The 26,230-nt window shown below is 67.9% G+C and carries 22 protein-coding genes; 6 read left to right on the top strand and 16 right to left on the bottom strand.

Annotation, left to right across the window (positions count from 1 at the left end; genetic code table 11):
- Window positions 1-12: 12 nt before the first annotated feature.
- Window positions 13-927 carry a hypothetical protein gene (locus tag BLQ10_RS07730; RefSeq protein WP_175558519.1) on the top strand — a complete coding sequence of 305 codons (915 nt, stop codon included), beginning with the start codon at window positions 13-15 and terminating at the stop codon, window positions 925-927.
- Window positions 928-1,062: 135 nt separating this feature from the next.
- On the opposite strand, the gene glpK is transcribed toward BLQ10_RS07730, so the two are convergent.
- From glpK to BLQ10_RS07745, 3 genes are all read right to left on the bottom strand, one after another.
- Complete coding sequence (gene glpK, locus BLQ10_RS07735) at window positions 1,063-2,577, bottom strand: glycerol kinase GlpK (protein ID WP_091560317.1); 1,515 nt, start codon at window positions 2,575-2,577, stop codon at window positions 1,063-1,065.
- Window positions 2,578-2,619: 42 nt separating this feature from the next.
- A complete protein-coding gene (locus BLQ10_RS07740; RefSeq protein WP_091560318.1) occupies window positions 2,620-3,372 on the bottom strand; it encodes an MIP/aquaporin family protein in 753 nt (250 codons plus the stop codon).
- A gap of 157 nt (window positions 3,373-3,529) precedes the next feature.
- Entirely contained in the window at window positions 3,530-5,281 is a 1,752-nt protein-coding gene (locus BLQ10_RS07745; protein ID WP_254785466.1) for a glycerol-3-phosphate dehydrogenase/oxidase, read from the bottom strand.
- Between the two features lie 171 nt (window positions 5,282-5,452).
- Between BLQ10_RS07745 and BLQ10_RS07750 the strand changes: the two genes are divergently transcribed.
- From BLQ10_RS07750 to BLQ10_RS07765, 4 genes are all read left to right on the top strand, one after another.
- A complete protein-coding gene (locus BLQ10_RS07750; protein WP_091560465.1) occupies window positions 5,453-6,415 on the top strand; it encodes a sugar-binding transcriptional regulator in 963 nt (320 codons plus the stop codon).
- Window positions 6,416-6,497: 82 nt separating this feature from the next.
- Entirely contained in the window at window positions 6,498-7,367 is an 870-nt protein-coding gene (locus BLQ10_RS07755; protein ID WP_091560466.1) for an aldo/keto reductase, read from the top strand.
- Between the two features lie 11 nt (window positions 7,368-7,378).
- Complete coding sequence (locus BLQ10_RS07760) at window positions 7,379-8,305, top strand: alpha/beta fold hydrolase (protein ID WP_091560323.1); 927 nt, start codon at window positions 7,379-7,381, stop codon at window positions 8,303-8,305.
- Window positions 8,302-9,387, top strand: coding sequence for a glycosyltransferase family 4 protein (locus BLQ10_RS07765; RefSeq protein ID WP_091560324.1), 1,086 nt, complete (start codon window positions 8,302-8,304; stop codon window positions 9,385-9,387). The genes BLQ10_RS07760 and BLQ10_RS07765 overlap by 4 nt, the downstream gene beginning before the upstream one ends.
- Window positions 9,388-9,399: 12 nt before the next feature.
- Here BLQ10_RS07765 and BLQ10_RS07770 read toward each other — a convergent pair whose 3' ends face one another.
- From BLQ10_RS07770 to pyrR, 13 genes are all read right to left on the bottom strand, one after another.
- Complete coding sequence (locus BLQ10_RS07770) at window positions 9,400-11,574, bottom strand: primosomal protein N' (protein ID WP_091560327.1); 2,175 nt, start codon at window positions 11,572-11,574, stop codon at window positions 9,400-9,402.
- Window positions 11,575-11,732: 158 nt separating this feature from the next.
- A complete protein-coding gene (metK, locus tag BLQ10_RS07775) occupies window positions 11,733-12,968 on the bottom strand; it encodes a methionine adenosyltransferase (RefSeq protein WP_091560329.1) in 1,236 nt (411 codons plus the stop codon).
- 77 nt (window positions 12,969-13,045) lie between these two features.
- Window positions 13,046-14,353, bottom strand: coding sequence for a bifunctional phosphopantothenoylcysteine decarboxylase/phosphopantothenate synthase (locus BLQ10_RS07780; protein ID WP_091560331.1), 1,308 nt, complete (start codon window positions 14,351-14,353; stop codon window positions 13,046-13,048).
- Window positions 14,354-14,405: 52 nt separating this feature from the next.
- Window positions 14,406-14,666 carry a DNA-directed RNA polymerase subunit omega gene (gene rpoZ / locus BLQ10_RS07785; protein WP_090581074.1) on the bottom strand — a complete coding sequence of 87 codons (261 nt, stop codon included), beginning with the start codon at window positions 14,664-14,666 and terminating at the stop codon, window positions 14,406-14,408.
- A gap of 39 nt (window positions 14,667-14,705) precedes the next feature.
- Window positions 14,706-15,278 (bottom strand): guanylate kinase, encoded by a 573-nt coding sequence (gene gmk, locus BLQ10_RS07790; protein WP_091560334.1) that lies wholly within the window; start codon window positions 15,276-15,278, stop codon window positions 14,706-14,708.
- Window positions 15,279-15,319: 41 nt separating this feature from the next.
- The gene (mihF, locus tag BLQ10_RS07795; RefSeq protein ID WP_175558520.1) at window positions 15,320-15,637 is read right to left on the bottom strand and encodes an integration host factor, actinobacterial type; all 318 of its coding nucleotides are present in this window, start codon (window positions 15,635-15,637) and stop codon (window positions 15,320-15,322) included.
- 179 nt (window positions 15,638-15,816) lie between these two features.
- Window positions 15,817-16,683, bottom strand: a complete 867-nt coding sequence (pyrF, locus tag BLQ10_RS07800) for an orotidine-5'-phosphate decarboxylase (protein WP_091560339.1) — start codon at window positions 16,681-16,683, stop codon at window positions 15,817-15,819.
- Entirely contained in the window at window positions 16,676-19,975 is a 3,300-nt protein-coding gene (carB, locus tag BLQ10_RS07805) for a carbamoyl-phosphate synthase large subunit (protein ID WP_091560341.1), read from the bottom strand. The genes pyrF and carB overlap by 8 nt, the downstream gene beginning before the upstream one ends.
- The gene (gene carA, locus BLQ10_RS07810; RefSeq protein ID WP_091560469.1) at window positions 19,975-21,219 is read right to left on the bottom strand and encodes a glutamine-hydrolyzing carbamoyl-phosphate synthase small subunit; all 1,245 of its coding nucleotides are present in this window, start codon (window positions 21,217-21,219) and stop codon (window positions 19,975-19,977) included. Before carA ends, carB begins: the two co-directional genes overlap by 1 nt.
- A gap of 40 nt (window positions 21,220-21,259) precedes the next feature.
- Window positions 21,260-21,781: a PH-like domain-containing protein gene (locus BLQ10_RS07815; protein WP_091560343.1), complete on the bottom strand. Its 522-nt coding sequence runs from the start codon at window positions 21,779-21,781 to the stop codon at window positions 21,260-21,262.
- A complete protein-coding gene (locus tag BLQ10_RS07820) occupies window positions 21,778-23,166 on the bottom strand; it encodes a dihydroorotase (protein WP_091560345.1) in 1,389 nt (462 codons plus the stop codon). The genes BLQ10_RS07815 and BLQ10_RS07820 overlap by 4 nt, the downstream gene beginning before the upstream one ends.
- Entirely contained in the window at window positions 23,166-24,212 is a 1,047-nt protein-coding gene (locus tag BLQ10_RS07825) for an aspartate carbamoyltransferase catalytic subunit (protein WP_091560347.1), read from the bottom strand. The genes BLQ10_RS07820 and BLQ10_RS07825 overlap by 1 nt, the downstream gene beginning before the upstream one ends.
- Window positions 24,209-24,820, bottom strand: a complete 612-nt coding sequence (gene pyrR / locus BLQ10_RS07830; RefSeq protein WP_091560352.1) for a bifunctional pyr operon transcriptional regulator/uracil phosphoribosyltransferase PyrR — start codon at window positions 24,818-24,820, stop codon at window positions 24,209-24,211. Before pyrR ends, BLQ10_RS07825 begins: the two co-directional genes overlap by 4 nt.
- 135 nt (window positions 24,821-24,955) lie before the next feature.
- Between pyrR and BLQ10_RS07835 the strand changes: the two genes are divergently transcribed.
- A complete protein-coding gene (locus BLQ10_RS07835) occupies window positions 24,956-26,209 on the top strand; it encodes a PrsW family intramembrane metalloprotease (protein ID WP_091560353.1) in 1,254 nt (417 codons plus the stop codon).
- Window positions 26,210-26,230 lie beyond the last annotated feature (21 nt).

Consider the following 26,230-nt stretch of genomic DNA (forward strand, 5'->3'; position numbering starts at 1 on the left):
GAGGCCAGTCAGATGACACCACGATCGAAGAGATTAACCGCTTACGGCTCCGCGCTCTTGCTGGTGGTGGCGTCGCTGACGGCGGCGACCGCGGCGACGGCGGTGGCGGCCGCCCCGGGGGCCGCCAGTTCCCAGGAACTGTGCGGCCCCGGCTCGGCGTTGTCGTTCCACCGTTCCGCTTTCCCGGCGAAGCCTGAGATTGACAACAAGTGGCTCACGCTGAAGCCCGGAATGCAGCGCACCACCACCGGCAAGGTAGTTTCGCCGGACGGGACGACCGCCCGCACGGTGGTCAGCATCGTCACTGGCCTGACCAAGGTCATCGACGGGGTCAAGACGATCGCGATTTGGGACCGGGACTACTCCAACGGTGAACTCGTGGAGTCCGAGCTCGCCTTCTTCGCCCAGACGAGGAGGGGGACGGTGTGGCTCTTCGGTGAGTATCCGGAGGAGTACGAGAACGGCAAGCTTGCCGGCGCCCCCAGCACGTTCATCAGCGGCATGGACAAGGCCCGGGCCGGCATCGCGATGCAGGCCGAGCCGCACCGGAACACGCCTGCCTACGTCCAGGCCTACGCCCCCAGCGTGGACTTCCTGGACTGCGGCGACGTCAAGTACAAGCACTTGTGCGTCTGTGTGCCCAAGGGGTGCTATGACGACGTCATGGTGATCGATGAGTTCAACCCGCTGGACCCGCCGAGCGCGGGCCACCAGCGCAAGTATTACGCGCCCAGGACCGGGCTTATCAAAGTGACGGCAGTGGGCGGAGAAGACCAGGAGTTCATGGATCTGGTCAAGATCAAGAAACTCAACAGAACGGAACTGGCCAAGGTCAATGCGCGCGCGCTGGCGATTGACCGCCGCGGCTACACGGTCAGCAAGGACGTCTACGCCAAGACGCCTCGCGCTGTCGTGACAAACCGGTAAGTGCGGCCCGCCTCCTGAGGGACAAAACGGAGCCGGACAATGAAGAGCTCCGGCCGGGTTTCCCTGGCCGGAGCTCTTCATTGTCCGCCGAAGCCGTACCCGCCGGGGCGGCACCCGGCGGGTCAGGGCGTGCCCTTACCGGACGTCCTCGTCAACCCAGTCCATGGACTTGGTGACGGCCTTCTTCCAGAGGCGCATCTGGCGTTCCCTCTCGGCCTGGTCCATTTGCGGCTCCCACCGCTTGTCCTCGGCCCAGTTGGCCGAGCACTCGCCCAGGTCCTTCCAGAATCCGACGGCCAGGCCGGCCGCGTAGGCTGCGCCCAGCGCCGTCGTCTCGACCACCTTCGGACGAATGACCGCCACGCCGAGGATGTCTGCCTGGAACTGCATGAGCGCGTCGTTGGCGACCATACCGCCGTCGACCTTCAGTTCCGTCAGCGGCACACCGGAGTCGGCGTTGACGGCGTCGAGGACCTCACGGGTCTGGAAGGCGGTGGCCTCCAGCGCCGCGCGGGCGATGTGGTTCTTGTTCACATAGCGGGTCAGGCCCACAATGGCGCCGCGGGCGTCCGAACGCCAGTACGGCGCGAAGAGGCCGGAGAACGCCGGCACAATGTACACGCCGCCGTTGTTCTCCACCGAGGCCGCGAGGGTCTCGACCTCCGGAGCGCTGCTGATCAGGCCGAGATTGTCCCGGAGCCACTGGACCAGCGAACCGGTGACGGCGATGGAGCCCTCCAGCGCGTAGTGCGGCGCCGCGCCGCCGAGCTTGTAGCCAACGGTGGTCAGCAGCCCGTTCTGGGAGTGGATAATTTCCTCGCCCGTGTTGAAGATCAGGAAGCAGCCCGTGCCGTACGTGTTCTTGGCTTCGCCGGCATCGAACGCCGCCTGGCCGAACGTGGCCGCCTGCTGGTCGCCCAGGATGCCGGCCACAGGAACCTCGCGCAGCAACTGGGAGGTGTGCACCGTGCCGTAGACCTCGGAGGAGGACTTGATGGCCGGCATCATGGAGGCCGGGACGCCGAACGCGTCCAGGATCTCCTGGTCCCAGGACAGCGTCTCAAGGTCCATGAACATCGTCCGCGAGGCGTTGGTCACGTCGGTGACGTGCACTCCGCCGTCGGTCCCGCCGGTCAGGTTCCAGAGTACCCAGCAGTCGGTGTTACCGAAGACGAGGTCGCCGGCCTCCGCCTTGGCCCGGGCGCCCTCGACGTTGTCCAGGATCCATTTGATCTTGGTGCCCGAGAAGTAGGTCGCCAGCGGCAGGCCGACCTTCTGTTTGAAGCGCTCCGGTCCTCCCTCCTTCGCGAGCTCGTCCACGATCGGCTGGGTGCGGGTGTCCTGCCACACGATGGCGTTGTAGATTGGCTCGCCGGTGGTCTTGTCCCACACAACCGCCGTTTCGCGCTGGTTGGTGATGCCGACGGCGGCGATGTCGTGACGGGTCAGGTTCGCCTTGGACAGGGCGGAGCCGATCACTTCGCGGGTGTTGTTCCAGATTTCAGCGGGATTGTGCTCCACCCAGCCGGCCTGGGGGAAGATCTGCTCGTGCTCCATCTGGCCTGAGGAGACAATGCTGCCGCTGTGGTCGAACACGATGGCGCGCGTGCTCGTGGTGCCCTGGTCGATGGCGACTACGTACTGGTTCATATTGACGTCCTTGTCTGTTTAGCGTGGCAGTTGAACTGGCGGTTAGAGAGGGATTACGGGGGCGATGATCGGCACGAACGCGGCGACAAGTCCGGCCAGGCCGCCACCGATCAGGGGTCCCACGACCGGGATCCAGGAGTAGCTCCAGTCGGAGGACCCCTTGCCCTTGATCGGGAGCAGGGCGTGCGCGACGCGGGGGCCGAGGTCACGGGCCGGGTTGATGGCGTAGCCGGTAGGCCCGCCGAGGGATACACCGATGCCGACAACGAGCAGGGCGACTGCGAGCGGTCCGAGTCCGGAAGGTGTCCCGCCGAAGGTCAGGATGACAAACACGAGGACAAAGGTGCCGATGATCTCGGTGGCCAGGTTCCAGGGGTTGGAGCGGATCGCGGGGCCGGTGGAGAAGACGGCCAGCTTGCTGGCTGGCTCTGATTCAACGTCAAAGTGCTGCCGGTAGGCCAGCCACATGACGACGGCACCCAGGAAGGCACCGGTCAGTTCACCGCCGAAGTAGGTCAGGGTTGAGGCGAAGTCGACCGGAACGCCGGGAGCGTACAACCTCTTGCCGTTGAGCAGCAGGCCGAGGGTGACCGCGGGGTTCAGGTGCGACCCGGACTGGACGGCAACATAGACACCGCAGAAGACGGCAATGCCCCACCCCCAGGTGACCATGAGGAACCCGCCGTTGTTGCCCTTGGTGCCTCTGAGCGCAACGTTGGCCACAACGCCGCAACCCAGCAGGGTCAGCATTGCGGTTCCGAATACTTCGGACAGGAATACTATTCCAAGAGACATCTTTGACTCCTCTTTTTCTGTTGTCGGCCCTTCGCGAGTTTGGAAGGCCGTGGGGCCGGCAGCGTGTTGGTGCTGCCGGCCAGCCACTGCGCCGGCCGCCAGGGCGGACCGCGCAGTGCTTGCACCCGGGCTTCCCTGCCCGGGCACGCAAGTCGTATCAGGCGACCAGGCTGTGGACCTGGACGCGGTGGAACCGCTCAAGCACCTCCTGCGTGTGGCTGATCTCCTTGGCCCGGCGAGCCGCATCCCAGCCGAGCGGGCCCGAAAGTGTGTCGGCAATTTCGTTCAGCAGTTCCCCTGTCACGAGTCCCCGGAAGGCCAACGAGGTGCGGCGGATGAGGACGTCCACGAGGTGTCCGATCTGCTCGTGCGCCGCCATGAACTCCAATTCGCGGGTGCTGAGCTCGCGTGTTGAGTGCAGCAGTCTGTCGGGTGCACCTGCCTGGTCAGCGTCCAGGAAGCGGATGACTTCTTCGGCACGGGTCCCGTAGCGGGTCAGCAGCCCGGTTACGCGGGCGGCGTCGCGGCCGGCCGACATATGGGCCTTGATCCAGCGCTGGACACCGTCCTCGCTGTCCGGGAACCCGGCGCCGCCGCCGATGGCGAGCTTCGCCGTCGAGACCTTCCGTTCCATGCCGAGTTCGGCCAGGACGTCGTTGCTCAGGTGCTCGGCGAGGGCCCGGAATGTGGTCCACTTGCCGCCCACGAGGCTGAGGACGGCCCGGCCCGCCGCCGCGCGGCGTTCGATCCTGTAGTCCCGGCTGACGAACCCGGGCTGGGTGGCGTCATGCTTCGGAAGCGGGCGCACTCCGGCGAAGGTGTAGACAATCCGATCCCGGTCCACGGGGATGCCCGGGAACACGTGGCCGATCAGGTCAAAGAAGTAGTCGATTTCCGCCTCGGTGCAGACGGCGTCCTGTGCCATGTCGGCGTCGACGTCGGTGGTGCCGACCAGGACGCGGTCCCCCATCGGATAGATCAGCACGATCCGGCCATCAGTATGCTCAAAGAAAACTTCCCGGCCGTTGCACGCCGCGAGCAGCTCCGGATGGTCCAGCACGATGTGCGAACCTTTGGTCCCGCCCATGAACGACGACGCCGCCCCCATCGCCTCGTTGGTCAGGTCGACCCAGGCGCCAGTGGTGTTCACGATGACGTCGGCGGTGAAGTCGAACACTTCGCCGGTCAGCTCATCGCGCAGCTGGACTGTTGTGCCTGTGGTTCCCGTCCCGGTGGCGCCGGTTCCGCCTGTGGCGCCGCCCGCGGCCCCCGTCGAGACGAGCGAGACGTAGTTGCTGGCCCGGGCCATCTGGCTGTCCGCGCCGCCGGCCTTCTCGCCGTCCTGGAGCACATCGAGGGTGAGGCGCTCGGGGTTGTGGACTGAGGCGTCGAAGTAGGTGGCCGCATATTTGATCCCGGGGTGAAGGCGGGGCAGCTCGGCCAGGGCGCGCTTGCGTCCGCGGAACTGATGGCGCGGAACCGTGCCGCCGTCGCGGGAGAAGAAGTCGTACATGCTGAGGCCGAGCTTGATCAGGAAGGCTCCGCGCTCGGTGTGCTTGCCCTGCTTGTGGGTCAGGAAGCGCATCGGGGCGGCCAGGACGCCGGAGAAAGTGCTGAAGATCGGGATCGTGGTCTGCAGCGGTTTGACGTAGTGCGGTGCGATCCGCAGGAGCCTGTTGCGTTCGACCACGGATTCCTGGACGAGGCGGAACTCGCCGTTTTCGAGGTACCGGATGCCGCCGTGGATCATGTGGGACGAGGCGCCGCTGGCGCCCTGGCAGTAATCGCCACGCTCAACGAGCGCCACGTCGACGCCCTGCAGGGCCAGGTCGCGGAAGGTGCCCACCCCGTTGATTCCGCCGCCGATGACCAGAACCTGCGCGTGCCGCCGCGTCAGCAGCTTCTGCACCGAGGCGCGATCGTTCGCCGGTGTGCCGACTGAGTCCTTCTGTCCCAAAACTGCTCCCTTGGGTTTGGTTCTGTGCGGCGCGCCTGTGGCGCGGCGCCGTTCAACACTATTCTTTGGACTAATGGAAAATGGAGTCAAGCACTATGCACAAACGTGCAGATGGGAAATTTCATGACGCGTTCACGCCAGTCCGACGCCCTCCGCGCGGCCCAGTTGTATTACCTCCAGGACCTGACCATGGACGCCATTGCCCGCGAGCTCCGGACGTCCCGGTCCACGGTTTCACGGCTGTTGTCGGCGGCCCGGGATTCGGGTCTGGTGCAGATCCAGATCCGCAGCCCGCTGGACACCGGCCCCGAACTTGAGAGCATGATCCGCGCCGAGTTCAAGGTGGATGTACACGTTGTTCCGGTGGTGGACACCCTCAACGAGGCGGAAACACTGGACCGTGTGGCCATGCAGGCCGCCCGGACGATCGGACCGCTGGTGGACTCCAACGCCATCATCGGCGTCGCGTGGGGCTCCACCCTGAGCGCCGTGAGCCGGCACCTGACCCGCAAGATCACCCACGACAGCGTGATCGTCCAGCTCAACGGCGCCGGCAACATGCAGACCACCGGCATCACCTACGCCTCCGACATCATGCGGCGATTCGGCAGCGCGTACGGTGCACGGGTGGAACAGTTTCCCGTGCCGGCTTTCTTCGACCACGCCGCGACCAAAACGGCCATGTGGAATGAACGCAGTGTTCAGCGGATCCTGGAGCTGCAGGCGCGGATGAGCATCGCGATCTTTGGTGTCGGATCGGTCGACGCCGACTATCCCAGCCACGTCTACGCCGGCGGCTACCTCGATGAAGACGACCTGAACGTCCTCGCGAACTCCGATGTGGCGGGCGATGTTGCCACGGTGTTCTTCCGCGCTGACGGGTCCTCGGACGGCATTACGCTCAACGAGCGGTCCACCGGTCCGGACCTGGCCCAGCTCCGTCAGGTGCGGCGCCGCATCTGCGTCGTGTCCGGCGCCTCCAAGATCAATGGGCTCCGGGGCGCGCTGGCGGCAGGACTGGCCACCGACCTGATCCTGGATGAGGCCAGCGCCCGCCGGCTCGTCCGGTTCGACGGACTGTCCTGAGCGGCTGCGGCGCACCGTGACCTACGCGGCCGGCGGCACCGGCGTCCGCCGCCCGGCAGCGCCAGTAGGTAAAGTCATTGTCATGAAACTCTCCCCCCGGCTGGCCCTGAACAACGGCGTATTGATCGACCGGCTGGGATTCGGGCTGTACAAGGTCCCCCCGGCCGACGCCGCCGCCCTGGTGACCATGGCGGTCGAGGCCGGCTACCGGCACTTCGACACAGCCGCCATGTACGGCAACGAGACCGGCGTCGGCAAGGGAATCGGGGCCCTGTCGGGATTTGAGGGCACGGGCGGCGGCCCCGGGGAAACCGCACCCTACGTTTCCCGCCAGGACCTCTTCGTCACCACCAAGGTCTGGAATGACGACCACGGCTACGACGCCACGATGCGGGCGTTCGACACCTCGATGTCAAACCTCGGACTGGAATACATCGACCTCTACCTGATCCATTGGCCGTGCGCGCGGCGTAACCTGTTCCCGGAAACGTACCGGGCCCTGGAGACGCTGTACCGCGAGGGCAAGGTCCGTGCAATCGGCGTCTGCAACTTCCAGCCGCAGCACCTGGACCGGCTCTTGCAAACGGCGGAGGTGGTACCCGCCGTGAATCAGATCGAGCTTCATCCCTGGCTGCAGCAGGATGAACTGCGGGAAAAGCACGAGGTGCTGGGCATCCGCACTGAGGCGTGGAGTCCTTTGGGCCGCGGCCAGGTCCTGACGGACCCCGTGATCCTGGCCCTCGCCGCCGAACACGACCGCACCGCGGCGCAGATCATCCTCCGCTGGCACCTGCAACTCGGCAACATCGCCATCCCCAAGGCCAGCTCGTCCGGGCGGATCCGCGAAAACTTCGAGGTTTTCGACTTTGAGCTCACCCCGCTGGACATGTCGGAGATCGGCGGCCTCGAACGCGGCCTCCGGACCGGCTCCCACCCCGACAACGTCGCATAGGATTCGAACCAATGGAACAAGTTGATACCGGGTCCTCAGGCACGCCCCTGTTCAGCGGCGGACTTGACGCCCGTACCCGGGCCGCGTCGGTTGAGGTTGACGGCGCCCGGATCGCGTACTGGGTCTACGAACCCGTCCGGGTCACCCCGGAAACCCGCACCATCTTGGTGGTGCACGGTTTCCGCGGCGACCACCACGGCCTGCTCCGGGTAGCCGACCAGCTGACGGACATGCGCCTGATCATGCCGGACCTGCCGGGCTTCGGCAGCTCGGGCGCCTTCAAGGGAACCGAACACAGCGTTCCCGCCTACGGCAGTTTCCTCGGCAGCTTCATGGCTGCGCTGGGCATGGGCGCGGATACCGTCCTGCTGGGACATTCATTCGGATCGATCATCGCCAGCCACTTCGTGGCGGCCAACCCCGGCGCGGTGGCCGAACTGATCCTTGTCAATCCCATCGCGGCGCACGCCCTCGAAGGGCCCAAGGGCCTGATGACGAAGCTGGCGGTGCTCTACTACGAGGCCGCGGCCCGCCTTCCCCAGCGGCTCGGGCTGGCCCTGCTGCGCAGCCAGGCGATCGTGCGGGTGATGAGTGTGACCATGGCCAAGACCGGGGACAAGGACATCCGCCGGTTCGTGCACGCCCAGCACAGCGCCTACTTCTCCTCGTTCGCGGACCGGGACAGCCTGCTTCAGGCTTTCAAGGCTTCGGTCGGCAGCAACGTCACAGAGGTGGCCGGCGAACTGACGCTGCCTGTGCTGCTGATCGCGGGAGAGAAGGACGAGATCGCCATGCTGGCGGACCAGCACACACTCGCGGCGCGGCTTCCGGACGGGAGGCTGGAAGTCATTCCCGGCGTCGGACACCTGATCCACTACGAAACCCCCGAACCCGCCGCCCGCTACATCCGACGCTTCCTAAAGGACCACGCCGCGTGAAGATTCTCATTGATGCCCGTTTCACCCGGCTGGACCAGCACGACGGCATCAGCCGTTACGGCGCCAGCCTGATCGCGGCGGCCGCCAGGATCGCTGACGTCTCGATGCTGATCAGCGACCCCCGCCAGCTCGCGCTCCTGCCCGACGTTCCGTACACCGTGATCAACAGCCCCCTGTCCCCGGTCGAGCTCTTCGTGGCTGCGAGGATCAACAAGCTGGGCGCGGACGTGGTGGTGTGCCCCATGCAGACCATGGGCAGCTGGGGCCGCAAGTACGCCCTGGTGCTGACCCTGCACGACCTCATCTACTACGAGCACCCCGCCCCGCCCGGGTTCCTGCCGGCCCCGGTCAGGGTCCTGTGGCGCCTGTACCACAAGGCCTTCTGGCCCCAGCGGCTCCTGCTGAACAGGGCAGACATCGTGGCGACCATCAGCTCCACCACGGCGGCCCTGATGGCGAAGTACCGGCTCACCCGGCGCCCGGTCAGAATCGTGGGCAACGCCCCCCAGCACGGCCACACACCGCGCGACCCCGGGGCGGGGGCCGACAAGACGCTGCTCTACATGGGTTCGTTCATGCCCTACAAGAACGTGGAGACCATGGTCCGCGGCATGGCCGAACTGCCGGACATGACTCTTCACCTGTTGAGCCGCATCGCTCCCGAGCGGCGGGCCGAGCTCGAGGCCCTGGCCCCGCAGGGCGCAAACATCGTCTTCCACAACGGCGTAACGGACGCCGAGTACGAGGCTCTCCTGGCACGCACCACCGCCCTGATCAGCCTGTCCCGGGCCGAGGGCTATGGTCTGCCCCTCGTCGAGGCAATGTCGCACGGGACGCCTGTGATCGCCAGCGACATCCCGATCTTCCGGGAAGTCGGCGATGACGCCGTCAGCTACGTCCATCCCGACTCGCCGTCGGAGTTTGCCGAGGCGGTGCGTCAGCTCGAGGACCCCGCCTTGTGGAAGGCCCGTTCCCGGCGTTCAGTGGAGCGGGCCGCCGACTTCAGCTGGGACGAGTCGGCGCGGCGGCTCGTGGCCGTGGCCGAAGAGGCCCTCGCGCTCCGGAGCCGGAACAAGGGCTAGCTCTGGCCACGGCTAGAGGACGTCCACGCCGTCCAGGCGCAGCTGCACCGGGTCGTCGCTGCGCCTGGCTGCGGCTGCCGCCTTGGCGGCCCGCATGGCGGCCGTGGCGTCCGCGGCCTGGGCGTAGGGGATGAACAGCAGGGTCCGGACCTCCTCGCCGGATTCCCGCGGCGCTGAGTCCCGTAACGCTGGGCGGCCGGCCCCCGCGGCCGCCGGCAGGACGAGGGGCGCGGGCCCGGCCGTCCGGAGGACGGTTCCCTGCGCCGCAAGCCGCTGCTGAATGGCATCCGTGAAATGGCCGACGGCGGTCCTGCCGCCGGTGACGGAGGCGACCCGTACGGCGGGCGGCAGCTGCAGCTCCTGCCGCAGCGCCAGTTCCCGGCTGGCGTACCCGGCGGGATCCCAGCGCAAAAGGGCACCAACGCCGGCGGCGTCGTCGGCGGTAATGACCACCAAACCGCCGTCGGGTGCCGGCCGCACCAGGGCCGCGGCGTTGAACCAGCGGCGGACCGCGTCCTCCCCCGCCCTCAGGTTTTCGCGGCGCAGCAGCGAGTCGCCGTCCAGCAGCAGGGCTGCGGCGTACCCGCCGGTGGCCACCGGCTCGGCACCGACGGTGGCAACCACGAGGGCCGTCGTCTCCGGAACGGTGGCCTTGATCTGGTCCCCGGAGGAGGTGATGACCGGTTTGCCCGGAAACGCCCGGCCCAGCTCCTCCGCCGTGCGCAGGGCTCCCGTGGCGCCACGCCGGAGCCGGACACCGTTGCACGTGCCGCAGCGCCAGGCCGGGGCCGGGGACGAGCACCAGCGGCATTGCGGCACGGCGCTGCTCCCTCCCGGACCCGCGATGGCCAGGGGCCCGCTGCAGGCGGTGCAGCGCGCCGGTTCCCGGCAGGTTTCGCACACCAGCGAGGGGGCGTAGCCGGCACGGGCCACCTGGACCAGGACCGGACCCCGTTCCAGGCCTTCCTTGGCAGCCCGCCAGGCCGCGCCGGGGAGGCGGGCGATGCGGGCAAGCGGGTCATGTTCGAGTTCATAGCTGTCGGCCGTGTTCAGGACGCGCGGGACAGTCCGCCGGAGGACGGTCCGCTCCGCTTCCACGGCCTGCGCCCAACCGGAGGCGACCAGCCGCTCCGTTTCGGTGCTGCGGGAATGGGCCGCGAGCAGGCACGCGGCCCCCTCCTGGCCCGCGCGGAGCAGGAGGACTTCGCGGGAGTGCGCGTACGGGGAGCGCTGCTCGATGTGGAGGTCGTCGCCGTCGTCCCAGCAGACCACGAGCCCAAGGTTCTGCACCGGCGCGTAGGCCGCGGACCGCGTGCCCACGGCGACCCCGGCCGCGCCGCTGAGGACGCGCAGGAAGCTGCGGTACCGCGGTGTCTGGCCGTCGTCCGCGGTGAGCCGGGCGACGTCGCCGGCAGGAAGGACTTCCAGCAGGGCCGACTCCACCCGGTCGAGGTCCCGGTAGTCGGGCACCACCACGACGGCACCGCGGCCGGAGATCCGCACCGCGGCCACCGCCTCCGCGACCATCCTGGGCCAGCCGCTAGGCCCGTACCCCTGGAGGGCGGTCAGCACAGCCCGGGGCGACTCCCCCGCGGCGAGGTGGCCGAGGAACGCCGGACCGTTGCGGTACGCGGCCCACACGCTTCCCGCGGCCGGCGAAGGAAGCGACACGGCGGTCGCAAGACCGAACATCTCAGTACCGAACAGCTCGGGGTCAAGCCGGCCGTCCGGGGCGAATTCCTTTTCCAATTTGGCCATGCGCGGCGGCACGGCAACGCGCAGGACATCGCTGACCGTTCCGGCGTAACGCGAGGCGATCCGGCCGGCGAGCTCGGCCACCGCAGGGGTCAGGACCGGGACGGGCGAGAGGACTTTGTGCAGCGGCACGAGCGGGTGGCCGGCGTCGGACCCGGCTGTGCGTGCCAGCAGGTAGCCGGCCAGTTCCTGCCCGTTGAACTTGACCTTGACCCGGACTCCGGGCACGGCTTCGGCGTCGAGGGCGGCAGGCACGCTGTAATCGAAAGGCCGGTCCAGATGTGGCAGCGAGGATTCGATCAGCACCCGCGCCACCGGCAGCTGTGCAGCAAGGGCGGGCCCGGACGCCTCCGCGGCGGAGGCGGGAAAGCCCTGGAGCAGGGACAGCTGCTGCGGTTCGCCGGGCGCGCCGCCGCCAGGATTGGGACTCACGGCTCGCACCTCCCCTTGGGATCGTAAATGCCGGTTTCTCAAATGCACTGTAGCCAGGCCACCGGGGGGCGGCCTGGCTACAGCACATCACACAGGACTGACAAAACTCGCCGTCAAAACAAACCGACGCGACGGCTTCGGACGGTGTGGCCCGGGCCTCAGGCGTTGAAGAACGCCTTCAGCTCGTCCACCCGGTCCAGGCGTTCCCAGGTGAAGTCCGGGTCTTCGCGGCCGAAGTGCCCGTGGGCGGCGGTCTTGGCATAGATCGGGCGCTTGAGGTCGAGGGCGTCGATGATGGCCCGGGGGCGCAGGTCGAAGATCTCGGCGATCGCGGCGCTGATCCGGGCCGGGTCCACGGTTTCAGTTCCGAACGTCTCTACGTAGGTTCCCACCGGGCGGGCCTGCCCGATCGCGTAGGCGATCTGGATTTCGGCTCGCTTGGCGAGGCCGGCGGCCACCACATTCTTGGCGACCCAGCGCATGGCGTAGGCAGCCGAGCGGTCCACCTTCGACGGATCCTTGCCGGAGAACGCGCCGCCGCCGTGGCGGGCCATGCCGCCGTAGGTATCGACGATGATCTTGCGGCCGGTGAGGCCGGCGTCGCCCACCGGGCCGCCAATGACAAAGGCGCCTGCGGGGTTCAGGATGTTGCGGGTCCGTGAGGTGTCCAGGTTGGACAGCGCCATGACCGGCCCCACCACGTGCTCGGCGAGGTCGGCCCGGAGCCGGTCGAGGCTGGTGCCTTCGGCGTGCTGGCTGGAGATGACGACAGTCTCGACCGAGACTGGACGGTCGCCGTCGTAGCCCACCGTGACTTGGGTCTTGCCGTCCGGGCGCAAGTAGGCGAGTTCGCCGTTCTTGCGGACCTCGGTCAGGCGCTCGGAGAGCCGGTGCGCGAGCCAGATCGGCACGGGCATGTAGGACGCTGTCTCGTCGCTGGCGTAGCCGAACATGAGTCCCTGGTCACCGGCACCCTGGAGGTCGTAGTCGTCCTCCTGGCGTCCCTCGCGGGCTTCGAGGGAGTTGAACACGCCGCCGGCGATGTCGTTGGACTGCTGGCCGATGGACACCGAGACACCGCACCGGGCGCCGTCGAAGCCGTTGGCCGAAGAATCGTAGCCGATGCCCAGGATGGTCTCCCGGACAATCTGGGGGATCTCGACGTAGGCGTCGGTGGTAACCTCGCCGGCCACGTGGACCAGCCCGGTGGTAGCCAGCGTCTCCACGGCAACCCGGGACTCGGGGTCTTTGTCGAGCAGGGCGTCGAGGATCGCATCGCTGATCTGGTCACAGATCTTGTCGGGGTGGCCCTCCGTCACCGACTCGGACGTAAAGAGCCGGAGCGCGGCGGGCGTGGACCCGTGGAAGGCGGGGATGTGCAGCGGTAAAGTCACTCAACTACCTTACTGGTTGGAAAACGGACGTCCGGCGGCGTGTGTCCCCGTGCTAAGGAGATGTTGGTTACGCCGGGCTACGCCGGCGGTACAGCCCGGCTCAGCTCGGCGCTGATCCGGTCGATCACGGCAGCCGCGACGTCGGATTTGGAACCCGACGCCTCTTGGGGTTCGGAGCCGTCGCGGGAAAGGATGACTACGGAGTTGGTGTCTTCGCCAAAGACCAAGTCCCGGCCCACCTGGTTGACGACCAGCAGGTCACAGGCCTTCCGGCGCAGCTTGGCCCGGGCGTACTCGAGGACGTCGCCCCCGGCGTCGCCTGTCTCGGCGGCAAAGCCGACGATCAGCTGATCCCTGGACGCGGCGTCGCGGACCTCGACCAGTTCCCGCAGGATGTCGGGGTTGCGCACCAGGTTGATCACCGGGTCGGCGACGTCGTCACGCTTCTTGATCTTGGTCCCGGAGACGTCCGCCGGGCGGAAGTCCGCGACGGCGGCGGCCATGATGACGACGTTGGAGTCGGCGGCCGCGTGCAGCGCCGCCTTCCGCAACTCCAGGGCGGTCTCGACCTGGACGACCTCGACGCCGGCGGGCACCGGAACCTCCATGTGGGCGGCCAGCAGGCGGACGCGGGCACCGGCTTCGAGGGCGGCCGCGGCCAGGGCCACGCCCTGCTTGCCCGAGGAGCGGTTGCCGAGGAACCGCACGGGGTCCAGCGGTTCCCGGGTGCCGCCGGCGCTAACGGTCACCGTGAGCCCGGCCAACGGCGGGACCACCGACGGTGCCGCTGACGGACCCGCAGCCAGGACCGCGTCCACGTCCGGCTCCGCGGCCGGTGCCCCCGCCGAAGGAACAGTTGCTGCGGCGAGGGCCATGGCGGCGGTGAAAATCGCCTCCGGCTCGGGCAACCGGCCGGGCCCGGAGTCGGCGCCGGTCAGGCGGCCACTCGCGGGTTCCAGCACCGTCACGCCCCGGCTGCGCAGGGTTTCAACGTTGGCCTGGGTGGCGGGGTGCTGCCACATTTCGGTGTGCATGGCCGGGGCCATGAGCACCGGGCAGTCGCCGGCCATCAGCAGGGTGTTGGTGAGGAGGTCATCGGCCTGGCCGGTGGCCGCGCGGGCCAGGAGATCGGCCGTGGCGGGGGCCACGACGATCAGCTCTGCCTCGTGGCCGAGCCGGACATGGTTGACCGTGTGGACGGCGTCGAACACGCTGTTGCTCACGGGGTGCCCGGAAAGGGCCTCCCACGTGGCGACGCCGACGAAGCGGGTGGCCGCCTCGGTGGGGATGACCGTGACGTCATGCCCGGCTTCAGTAAAAAGCCGGAGGAGCGATGCCACCTTGTAGGCGGCAATCCCTCCCCCGACTCCGAGGACTATGCGCACGTGATCTCCGTCAACAGGCAGTCTGTTTACTTGGCTCTTCCCGCGGAGGGAATTACTCTGCGGCTTCGATCGGCGTGGAGACGAGCTTGCCTTCGTTGATCTCGCGCAGCGCGATCGACAGGGACTTCTCGTTCAGCTTGGTGTCGACCAGCGGACCAACGTACTCGAACAGGCCCTCGTGCAGCTGGGCGTAGTAAGCGTTGATCTGGCGTGCGCGCTTGGCACCAAAAATCACCAGTCCGTACTTCGAGTCGGCGGCCTTCAGCAGCTCGTCGATCGGCGGGTTGATGATGCCTTCAAGGTTCGTGGACACGAATTCTCCAAATTCTAACGGGCCGGTACGTCCCGGCGCCTAGCGCGGGTTCGGGGTCAGCCCCATGAGTGAAACAAGCTCGTCCGCTGCCCGACGAACGTCATCATTGATGACGGTGTGGTCGAACTCCGGTTCAGCGGCAAGTTCTAGTTTAGCGGTTTCCAGCCTCTGCTGCTGTTCCTCGGCGCTTTCCGTGCCGCGGCCGACCAGCCGGCGGACCATTTCGTCCCAGCTCGGGGGCGCGAGGAACACAAACTGGGCCTCCGGGACGGCCTGCTTGACCTGACGGGCGCCCTGCAGATCGATCTCCAGCAACACCGAGCGGCCCTCTGAAATGGCGGCGTCAACGGTGCTGCGCAGCGTGCCGTAGCGGTTCCGGCCGTGGACGACGGCCCACTCGAGCAATTCGCCGTTTTCGATCAGGGAATCGAAGTCCTCGGCCGATTTGAAGAAGTAGTGGATCCCGTCCTGCTCCCCCGGCCGCGGCGGGCGTGTCGTGGCCGATACGGACAGCCAGACGCCGGGGTAGTTGTCCCGGATGTAGGTGGACACGGTGCCTTTGCCAACAGCCGTCGGGCCGGCGAGGACTGTCAGTCCCGGTTTCTTGCTCACATATTCCTTTGGGCGGTGGTGGGGCAGCTCGGCGGACCGAGCTATTTGTCGTCAATAAAATCTACCAGCGCGCGGCGCTGGTGGATTCCCAGGCCCCGGACCCGTCGGGATTGTGCGATGCCAAGCTGGTCCATGATGGCCGCCGCCCGGACCCGGCCGATCCCGGGCAGGGCTTCGAGCAGCTCCACGATTCTCATGCGGGCAATGGCGTCGTCGGTTTCGGCGGCACTGATGACTTTGGCGATGGTCAGTTCTCCCGTCTTGAGGCGCTCCTTTGCCTCGGCCCTGGTGGCCCTTGCGGCAGCGGCCTTGCGAAGGGCGTCGGAACGCTCCTGCGGAGTGAGGGGTCTCAAACTCACTGAAGTCCTCCCTGCATGGCGGGACGGGGCACTCATGCCCTTGCCCCGAACCTACCCGCTGGCGGCGGCAGAAATCAATGGAAATCTGCGGACCCCGGCATGAGCAAACCGTCCCCGAACCGGAAAGCCCGCAGCCCGGGTCCGGCAGTTCCGGTCCCGGGCCGGCTTGGCGGCTGCCGCTAGGCGGCGAGGAGTTCGTCGAGGGTGCGCCGCGCGGCGTCCCGCAGGGGCTGCAGCTGCGGTCCGGCGGAGAGGATGTCCCGGCTCGACGTGCCCAGAACCTGGGAATAGGCCGCACCGAACGTGCGGCGCAGGTCCGCGGCCGTGGCGCCCTGCGCACCCAGCCCGGGGGCAAGGATGGGTCCGCGGACCGCAGCCAGGTCGAGATCCAGTGCGGTGAGGGCTGAGCCCACCGTGGCGCCGACCACCAGGCCCACGGAACCGAGCGAACCGTCATAGCGGCGGTTCTCCACCGCGGCCGCTTCCGTGATCCGCCGCGCGACGGAGTCCGCCCCGCCAACGTGCTGGACCGATGCACCTTCCGGGTTCGAGGTCAGCGCGAGGACGAACACCCCGCGACCGGACTCGGCCGCCAGGTCCAGGGCGGGCCGGAGCGACTCAAAGCCCAGGTACGGGCTCAGCGTGACCGAATCCGCGGCCAGGCCCGAGCCGTCCCGAAGCCAGGCGTCGGCGTAAGCGGCCATGGTGGAGCCGATGTCGCCGCGTTTGGCGTCCGCAATGCTCAGCACGGAGGCTTCCGCCGCCGCGGCCAGGGTGCGTTCGAGCACGGCGATTCCAGCCGAGCCGTGCCGCTCGTACAGGGCCACCTGCGGCTTCACCGCGGCAGCGAGGGAGGCCACGGCCTCCAGAACGGTCAGCGAGAAGCGTTCCAGCCCGGCGGCGTCGTCAGTCAGCCCCCAGCGCTGCAGGAGTGCCGGGTGCGGGTCGATGCCGACGCACAGCGGGCCGCGGTCCGCCATGGCCCGCCCCAGCCGGGAGCCGAAGGACTCCCGGCTGGGCGTTTCGGCGGTCGATGCCTCAGGCATCCTGCAGGGCCTTCAGGTTCGCGGCGTGCTCCTGCAGGCTCGTGACGGACCATTCGTACGTGCGCTGCGCCTCAATGGCCTGGACGGCGGCGTTGAACTCGGCCACGGTGGTGATGCAGGGGATGCCGATCGACGTCGCGGCGGCACGCAGTTCGTAGCCGTCGCTGCGGGCCTCGCCGCCGGAGGGGGTGTTGAAGACCATATCGATCTCGCCGGCGATGATGAGGTCGGCGATGGTGCCTTCGCCTTCGGCGCTGGAGCCCTCGGCGACCTTCCGGACCGGGGTGGCCTGGATTCCGTTTCGGCGCAGCACGTCAGCCGTGCCGCCGGTGGAGACGATCTCGAAGCCGAGGTCCGAGAGCCGCTTGACGCCCATGATGACCGAGCGCTTGTCCCGGTTCGCCACCGAGACGAAGATCTTGCCCTCGGTGGGCAGCGCGTTGTTGGCGGCCGCCTGGCTCTTGGCGAAGGCTGTGTCGAAGTGCTTGTCGATGCCCATGACCTCACCCGTGGAGCGCATTTCCGGGCCGAGCAGGGAGTCGACCACCTTGCCCTCGGGGGTGCGGAAGCGGCTGAACGGCAGCACGGCTTCCTTGACCGAGACCGGTGCATCCAGCGGCAGGGAGGAGCCGTCGCCGCTCTCCGGCAGCATCTTGTACGCGCTGCGGAGCTGGTTGATGGTGACGCCGGTGCCGATCAGGGCCGCGGCCTTCGCCATCTGGACACCGGTGGCCTTGGAGACGAACGGCACGGTGCGTGAGGCGCGCGGGTTGGCTTCGAGGACGTAGAGCACGTCGGAGGCCAGGGCGAACTGGATGTTGATCAGCCCGCGGACGCCCACGCCCTCGGCGATCGCCAGCGTGGCGGTCCGGACCCGTTCCAGCACATTGCCGCCCAGGGTGATGGGAGGCAGCACGCAGGCCGAGTCGCCGGAGTGGATCCCGGCCTCCTCGATGTGCTCCATGATGCCGCCGAGGTACATCTCCGTGCCGTCGTAGAGGGCGTCGACGTCGATCTCGACGGCGTCCTCGAGGAAACGGTCGATCAGCACCGGGTGCTCCGGGGTGATTTCGGTGGCGTTGGCGATGTAGCGGGAGAGGTTGGGCTCGTCGTAGACGATCTCCATGCCGCGTCCGCCGAGGACGTAGGAAGGGCGGACCAGGACCGGGTAGCCGATCTCGTCCGCGATCTTCTTGGCGTCCTCGAAGGACACGGCGGTGCCGTTCTTCGGCGAGACGAGCCCGGCCTTGTCGAGCACGCGGGAGAAGGCGCCCCGGTGTTCGGCGAGGTCGATCGCCTCCGGCGAGGTGCCAAGGATCGGCACGCCGGCGTCGGCGAGCTGCTGGGCCAGTTTGAGCGGGGTCTGGCCGCCGAGCTGGACGAAGACGCCCATGACGCCGCCGGTGCGCTCCTCGGCCGCGATGACCTCGAGCACGTCCTCCAGGGTGAGCGGCTCGAAGTAGAGCCGGGTGGAGACGTCGTAGTCCGTGGAGACGGTTTCCGGGTTGCAGTTGACCATCACGGTCTCGTAGCCGGCCTTGCGCAGCGCCATCGAGGCGTGAACGCAGGAGTAGTCGAACTCAATGCCCTGGCCGATCCGGTTGGGGCCGGAACCGAGGATGATGATGGACGGCTTGGCGTGCAGCGCGACCTCGTCCTCCTCGTCATAGGAGGAGTAGTGGTAGGGGGTGTACGCGGCGAACTCGGCCGCGCAGGTGTCCACAGTCTTGTAGACCGGACGGATGCCGAGGGCCTGCCGGACGCCGCGGACGACGTCCTCGGAGTTGTGGGTCAGGGCACCGATCTGCTCGTCGGAGAAGCCGTGGCGCTTGGCGCGGGTCAGCATCTCCGGAGTCAGCGCCGCGGCCTGCCGGATTTCGCGGGAGATCTCGTTCAGCAGCTGGAGCTGGTCCAGGTACCAGGGGTCGATCTTGGTGGCCTCGAAGAGCTGTTCCACGGTGGCGCCGCCGAGCAGGGCGCGCTGGACCTGGTGCAGGCGGTCGGTGGTGGGACGCTTGGCATTCTCGATCAGCTCAGCAACTTCCCATTCCGGGACGTGGCTGAAGTCCAGCTGGGAGCCCTTCTGCTCCAGGGAGCGCAGGGCCTTCTGCAGCGCCTCGGTGAAGTTCCGGCCCATGGCCATGGCCTCGCCCACCGATTTCATGGTGGTGGTCAGGGTGGGGTCTGCCGCCGGGAACTTCTCGAAGGCGAAGCGCGGGACCTTCACCACCACGTAGTCCAGGGTCGGTTCGAAGGACGCCGGGGTCTTCTGGGTGATGTCGTTCGGGATCTCGTCCAAGGTGTAGCCCAGGGACAACTTGGTGGCGATCTTGGCGATCGCGAAGCCGGTGGCTTTGGAGGCGAGGGCAGAGGAGCGGGAGACGCGCGGGTTCATTTCGATCACGACGACGCGGCCGGTGTCCGGTTCGACGGCGAACTGGATGTTGCAGCCGCCGGTGTCGACGCCAACCTCGCGGATGACGGCGATGGAGATGTCGCGCAGCCGCTGGTACTCGCGGTCTGTCAGGGTAAGGGCCGGGGCGACGGTGATCGAGTCGCCGGTGTGCACGCCGACCGGATCGAAGTTCTCGATGGAGCAGACCACCACGACGTTGTCGTTCTTGTCGCGCATCATCTCGAGCTCGTATTCCTTCCAGCCGAGGATGCTCTCTTCGAGCAGCACCTCGGACGTGGGGCTGTACTGCAGGCCCTGGCCGACAATCCGGCGCAGGTCGCCCTCGTCGTAGGCCAGGCCGGAGCCGAGGCCGCCCATGGTGAAGGAGGGCCGGACCACCATCGGGTAGCCCAGGTCCTCGGCTGCGGTGATGGCCTCGTCCATGGTGTGGATGATGTGGCTGCGCGCCGACTCGGCGCCGCAGCGCTCCACGACGCCCTTGAACTTCTCGCGGTCCTCGCCGAGCTCGATCGCGGCAATGTTGGCGCCGATCAGCTCGACGTTGTACTTCTCCAGGACGCCGTTCTTGTCCAGCGCGATGGCGGTGTTGAGTGCCGTCTGGCCGCCAAGGGTCGGCAGCAGCGCGTCGGGGCGCTCCTTGGCGATGATCTTCTCCACCACTTCGGGGGTGATCGGCTCGATGTAAGTGGCATCCGCGAACTCGGGGTCCGTCATGATGGTGGCCGGGTTGGAGTTGACGAGGATGACCCGCAGGCCTTCCTCCTTGAGGACGCGCAGTGCCTGGGTGCCGGAGTAGTCGAATTCGGCCGCCTGGCCGATCACGATCGGGCCGGACCCGATGACCATGACGCTCTTGAGGTCAGTTCTCTTGGGCATTACTTCTTGTCCTCAGTCTTGGAATCGGTGGCAGTTTTTGTGTCGGTCTCTGTCTTTGAAGAAGCGTCCGCCATCAGCTCGATGAAGCGGTCGAAGAGGTAGGCGGCGTCGTGCGGGCCGGCGGCCGCTTCGGGGTGGTACTGCACGGAGAAGGCCGGGATGTCGAGGCAGGCGAGGCCTTCGACGACGTCGTCGTTGAGGCTCACGTGGCTGACCTCGACGCGGCCGAAGCGTTCCTCGGGGGCCTGGGTGGCGCCGTCGAGCGGGGCGTCGACGGCGAAGCCGTGGTTCTGCGAGGTGATTTCGACCTTGCCGGTGCGGCGGTCCATCACCGGCTGGTTGATGCCGCGGTGGCCGTAGCGCAACTTGTAGGTCCCGAACCCGAGGGCCCGGCCCAGGATCTGGTTGCCGAAGCAGATGCCGAAGTACGGGATCTTCTCATCGAGCACGGAGCGCAGCAGCGCCACCTGGTTGTCCGCGGTGGCGGGGTCGCCGGGGCCGTTGGACATGAAGAAGCCGTCGGGGTTGACGGCCTGGACGTCGGCGAGGGTCGCCGTGGCGGGCAACACGTGCACCCGGACACCACGCTCGGCGAAGCGGACCGGGGTCATGCGCTTGATGCCCAAGTCGATGGCGGCGATGCTGAACCGCGGCTCGCCGTCCCAGCCGAAGTCGTTGGGCTCCACCGTGTACGCGGCGTCCACGCTGACTTCCTCGGCGAGCCGTGAGCCTTCCATCGGCGCGCTGGCCAGGACGGCGTCGACGAGTTCCTTGTCCGTGGCGCGGGCGGCGTCGCCGGAAAAGATGCCGGCGCGCATGGTCTTGTGTTCGCGCAGGTGGCGGGTGATGGCGCGGGTGTCGACGCCCTGGATGCCGACGATCCCCTGCTCGACGAGCTCGTCATCCAGGGACCGTTCGGAACGCCAGTTGGAGGGCCGGCGCGCGGCGTCGCGGACGATGTAGCCGGCTACCCAGATGCGGCGGGACTCGGCGTCGTCGGTGTTGACGCCCGTGTTGCCAATGTGCGGCGCTGTCTGGACCACGAGCTGGCGCGCGTAGGAGGGGTCGGTGATGGTCTCCTGGTAACCGGTCATGCCGGTGGCGAAGACCGCCTCGCCGAGAGCCGTTCCGGTGGCGCCGTAGCTGGTGCCGCGGAAAATCCGGCCGTCCTCGAGCACGAGGACCGCGGGGGTGGATGCTGCTGCAGCGGGTGCAGTGGGGTTTGCTGTCACTGTTTTTTCCATCACTGTTTTTTCTGACACTTCGTGGGCTTCCGTCACGTCGTTACTTTCCACTATCGGCTTCTGCCTGAGGGGCTGCGGAGATCAAATCTTGGAGGGTGGTCAGGAGCACGGCCTTGTCCTCGGCACGGCGGGTCCGGTAGCCGGTGTCCAGCTCGTGGGAACCGAGCATCCAGCTGAGCACCAGCAGGCCGTCTTTCTCGACGAACTTTCCGGCCATGCCGCTTTCCTGCCGCACACCGGTGAGGCGTCCGGTCGGGATGAACACCGGGCCGGCGCCCGCGCGCTCGAACAGCACGCCTTCGGGGTGCACGCTGAGCTTGGCGTTGGTGCGGATGCCCAGATTGTGCACGGCGATCCGGTCCAGCCAGTCGCCGGCGGTGGTGGACGCGACGTACTGGCCGTCGGCTGCCGCCAGCGGGGCGCCAAGCTCGCCGGGAACCTCGGGGAGGGCCTCGACGTCGGACTGGCGGCGCAGGCGGTTGCGCCAGCCGACGGCGATGAGGACAAGCGCGACGCCGGTCAGGACGAGCGTGAGGAGCAGGGAAAGGTCCTTGACCGTCATGGGCGGCGGCCCGCCGGTCCGGCGTCGACGGCGTCGACCGGCCACCGGTACGGGGTGTTGAGTTTTCCGTCGAGAACGGTCGGGTGGCCCTTGAAGAACGTCGCCACTACCTTCCCCGGCAGTTCCCGGCCGGCAAACGGAGAGTTACGGCCCATGGTTGCCATCTTAGAAGGGTCCACCGTCCAGCGCGCAGCCGGGTCCACGAGTGTGACGTTCGCGGGCTCCCCGGCCTCGAGCGGGCGGCCCTGGTCCTGGACCCGGCCGATCGCGGCCGGAGCCGTGGAGGTCACGCGGGCGAAGTCTTCCCAGCCCATCAAACCGGTTTCGATCATGGTGTGCTGCACCACGGAGAGCGCGGTTTCCAGCCCGGTCATGCCCATGGCCGCCTGCGCCCACTCGCATTCCTTGTGTTCGCTCGGGTGCGGGGCGTGGTCGGTGCCGACGACGTCGATCGTGCCGTCTGCCAGGGCGGCGCGGAGGGCCTGGACATCGGCGTCGGTGCGCAGCGGCGGGTTGACCTTGTAGACGGGGTCGTAGCTGCGGGCGAGCTCATCCGTGAGCCAGAGGTGGTGCGGGGTGACCTCGGCCGTGACGTTGACGCCGCGGGACTTGGCCCAGCGGATGATCTCCACGGACCCGGCCGTGGAGACGTGGCAAACGTGCAGGCGGGAGCCGACGTGCTGGGCCAGCAGCACGTCCCGGGCGATGATGCTCTCTTCGGCGACGGCCGGCCAGCCGGCGAGGCCGAGGACGGCGGAGACCTCGCCCTCGTTCATCTGGGCGCCGGCGGTGAGCCGGGGTTCCTGCGCGTGCTGGGCGACGACGCCGTCGAACGCCTTGACGTATTCGAGGGCGCGGCGCATCAGCACGGGATCGTGCACGCAGATGCCGTCGTCGGAGAACACCCGCACGTGGGCGCGGGAGTCGGCCATGGCGCCGAGTTCGGCGAGCTGCTCCCCCGCGAGTCCCACGGTGACGGCGCCCACCGGCCGGACGTCCACCCAGCCGGCGGTCCGGCCAAGGGTGAGGACTTGTTCGACGACGCCGGCGGTGTCCGCCACCGGGGTGCTGTTGGCCATGGCGTGGACGGCCGTGTAGCCGCCCAGGGCGGCGGCCCGGGTGCCGGTTTCGACGGTTTCGGCATCTTCGCGGCCGGGTTCGCGCAGGTGGGTGTGGATGTCCACCATGCCCGGGAGCGCGATGAGGCCTCTGGCGTCAATTACTGTTGCGTCCCTCACCCCGGCGCCGTCGGCGTCCAGCTGCCGGCCGCGGGCGGCGATCACGCCGTCCCGGATCAGGAGGTCCTCGGCTGCCCCGCCCAGGATCGCGGCGCCTCGGATGAGGTAGGCGGCGCTGTTGTCTGCGTGCTGTTGCTGTTCGGCCATCAGTGGCTCTCCTGGTGGGAATAAGTGAGGTTCGGATTGGCGGCGTGGGACGCGGATGCAGATACAGGTGCCGCGGCCGGTTCGCGGTTCTCCCCGGAAAGCAGCAGGTACAGTGCCGCCATGCGGATGGAGACGCCGTTGCGGACCTGCGCCAGCACGGTGGAGCGGGGCGAGTCGGCCGCGGCCGCGGAGATTTCCAGGCCGCGGTTCATCGGTCCCGGGTGCATGATGATGGTGTCTTTGAGTCCGAGGCTGTCGAGGGCTCGGAGCCGGTTGTCGTCGAAGCCCCAGCGGCGCGAGTATTCGCGGGTGGTCGGGAAAAAGGATGCATTCATCCTTTCGGCCTGGACCCGGAGCATCATCATGGCGTCCACGCCCTGTGCGAGGGTCTCGTCGAGGTCGAAGCTGACGGCGCACGGCCACTTGTCGACGCCGATGGGCAGCAACGTGGGCGGCGCGACGAGGGTGACTTCGGCGCCGAGGGTGCGCAGCAGCCAGACGTTGGAGCGCGCCACGCGGGAGTGCAGCACGTCCCCGGCGATGGCGACGCGCATGCCTTTGAGGTCGGCACCGGCCGACGGCGTGCCGGCCAGCTTCGACCAGTGCCGGCGCATGGTGAACGCGTCCAGCAACGCCTGGGTGGGGTGTTCGTGGGTGCCGTCGCCGGCGTTGATGACGGCGGCGTCGATCCAGTCGGTCGCGGCGAGCCGGTGCGGGGCGCCGGAGGCCCAGTGCCGGATGACCACCGCGTCGGCGCCCATCGCGGCGAGCGTCTGGGCGGTGTCCTTGAGTGACTCGCCCTTGGAGACGGAGGAGCCCTTCGCGGCGAAGTTGATGACGTCGGCGGAGAGCCGCTTGGCGGCGGCTTCGAAGGAGATCCGGGTGCGGGTGGAGTCCTCGAAGAACAGGTTGACCACGGTGCGGCCGCGCAGCGCGGGGAGCTTTTTGACCTCGCGCTCCCCCACGGCCGCCATTTCCTCGGCGGTGTCCAGGATGCGGATGGCGTCGTGCAGGCTCAGGTCTTCGGTGGAGAGCAGGTGCCTCATGCGGTGGCCTCGATGACCACTTCATTCACGGGGGCGCCGTCGGGTGCGCCGTCCACGGAGTCGGTTTCCTCCAGGCGGACACGGACCTTCTCGGACGAGGAGGTGGGCAGGTTCTTGCCGACGTGGTCCGCGCGGATGGGCAGTTCCCGGTGGCCACGGTCGATCAGCACGGCGAGGCGGACAATCCGCGGGCGGCCGAGGTCGATGATGGCATCGAGGGCTGCCCGGATGGTGCGTCCGGAGTAGAGGACGTCGTCGATCAGCACAACAACTTTGTTGTCGATCCCGGTGCGCGGGAGCTGAGTGGGGTAGGGCGGCCTGGTGGGCTGGTGCGAGAGGTCATCGCGGAACATGGTGACATCGAGCTGGCCGACAATCGCGGCGGCGTCCACGGTGGGATCGGCGGCGGCGATCTTGGCGGCGAGGCGGACGGCGAGTGGATAACCCCGTCGCGGGATGCCCAGCAGGACGAGGTCCTGGGAGCCTTTGTTGGCCTCGAGAATTTCATGGGCGATACGAGTGAGGGCGCGGTCGATGTCAGCCTGGTTGAGAACAACCCGGGTGAGCACCACCTTCGCCGGACCCGGTGCTGAGGGCACAGAAGTCAAAGCTCGTCTCCCCTTTCCCCGCCTCACGGGACGGAATTAAAAAAGGATTATTTGCTCTTTCAAATTACCACAGGGGGGCTGACGCACTGTCTCCGCGGAATGCGTTTAACCTCACACGGACATAGGCTCGATTCCATGACGACGAACGAGCCGCGGCCCGGGCACGACCACCCCGGCGCCGCCGGCCAGCGACCGCTGCCCCAGCAGGCCAACCCGACGTGGCTGGGGCGTGTCCAGCCGGCCTCCTACCGGCGGGCCCCGGCCAACACCCGCGGCCAGTTCGAGCCGGCGCTCCCGCCGGCCCTTCCGGGCGGCCGCAGTTCCGCCGGCGTCTTTGGCCTGGTGCTGGCAGGCGGGTTCCTCGCGTTCGTCAGCCTCTTCCTGGTCCTGCCCTTCCTCCTGGAAAGGACCGGAATCTCCGGCTTTGTCATTGGCTTCATCGCCTCCCTGATCCCACTGGGGACCGTGCTGTTGACGGTGCGCTTCATCGACCGCTGGGAACCTGAGCCCAAGCCGCTGCTGCTTTTCGCCTTTGTCTGGGGAGCCGCCGTCTCGATAGCGGTCACGATGCTGATCCAGCCGTATTTTTCGCTGGTGGCGGGGCCTGCCTCGGGACTGGACTATACGACGTTCGCCGTGACGGTCCAGGCGCCGGTGGTGGAGGAATTCGCTAAGTCCCTGGGGCTGCTGGTGCTCCTGCTCTTCGCCCCGAAGCACTTCAACGGGCCGGTGGACGGTGTGGTGTTCGCCTTCACGATCGCGGCAGGCTTCGCGTTCACCGAGAACATCCTCTACTTCGGCCGCGCGATCGCCGAGTCCAGCGACCCCGGCACGGACCTCGCGGTGGTGTTCTTCCTCCGCGGGGTCATGTCCCCTTTCGCCCACGCCATCTTCACGGGAACCACCGGCCTGGTCATGGGCTTCGCCGCGCGCCGCGGGCGCACGGGGCTGTCCGTGCTGGCGTTCTTCGTCGGCCTCGTCCCCGCGATGCTGCTGCACAGCGGCTGGAACCGGATGGGCCAGGACTTCCTGGCCCAGTACCTGCTGGTGCAGGTGCCGATCTTCCTGCTGGCGGTCCTGGTCATCGGGCTGCTGCGGGTGGCGGAGCGCAGGCTCACCCGCCAGCGGCTCCAGGAATACGCGGCCGCGGGCTGGTTCAGCGCGGCCGAGGTGGAAATGCTGGCCACCGCCGGGGGACGCCGATCTGCGCTGCGCTGGGCCAAGTCCGTCGGGCGGGGCGCGCAGATGAAGGCCTTGCTCGATGCGGCTACCCAGCTTGCCTTCACCCGGCAACGGATCCTCAGCGGCCGGGACGTGCCGGCACACCAACTCGATGAGCAGCACCAGCTCGCCGAGATCGCCGCGCTCCGGGCCGCCGTCGTCGGTTAACGAAAGAACCCCGCCCAGGAT

The sequence above is a fragment of the Arthrobacter sp. ok362 genome (assembly GCF_900102785.1).
Classification (GTDB): domain Bacteria; phylum Actinomycetota; class Actinomycetes; order Actinomycetales; family Micrococcaceae; genus Arthrobacter.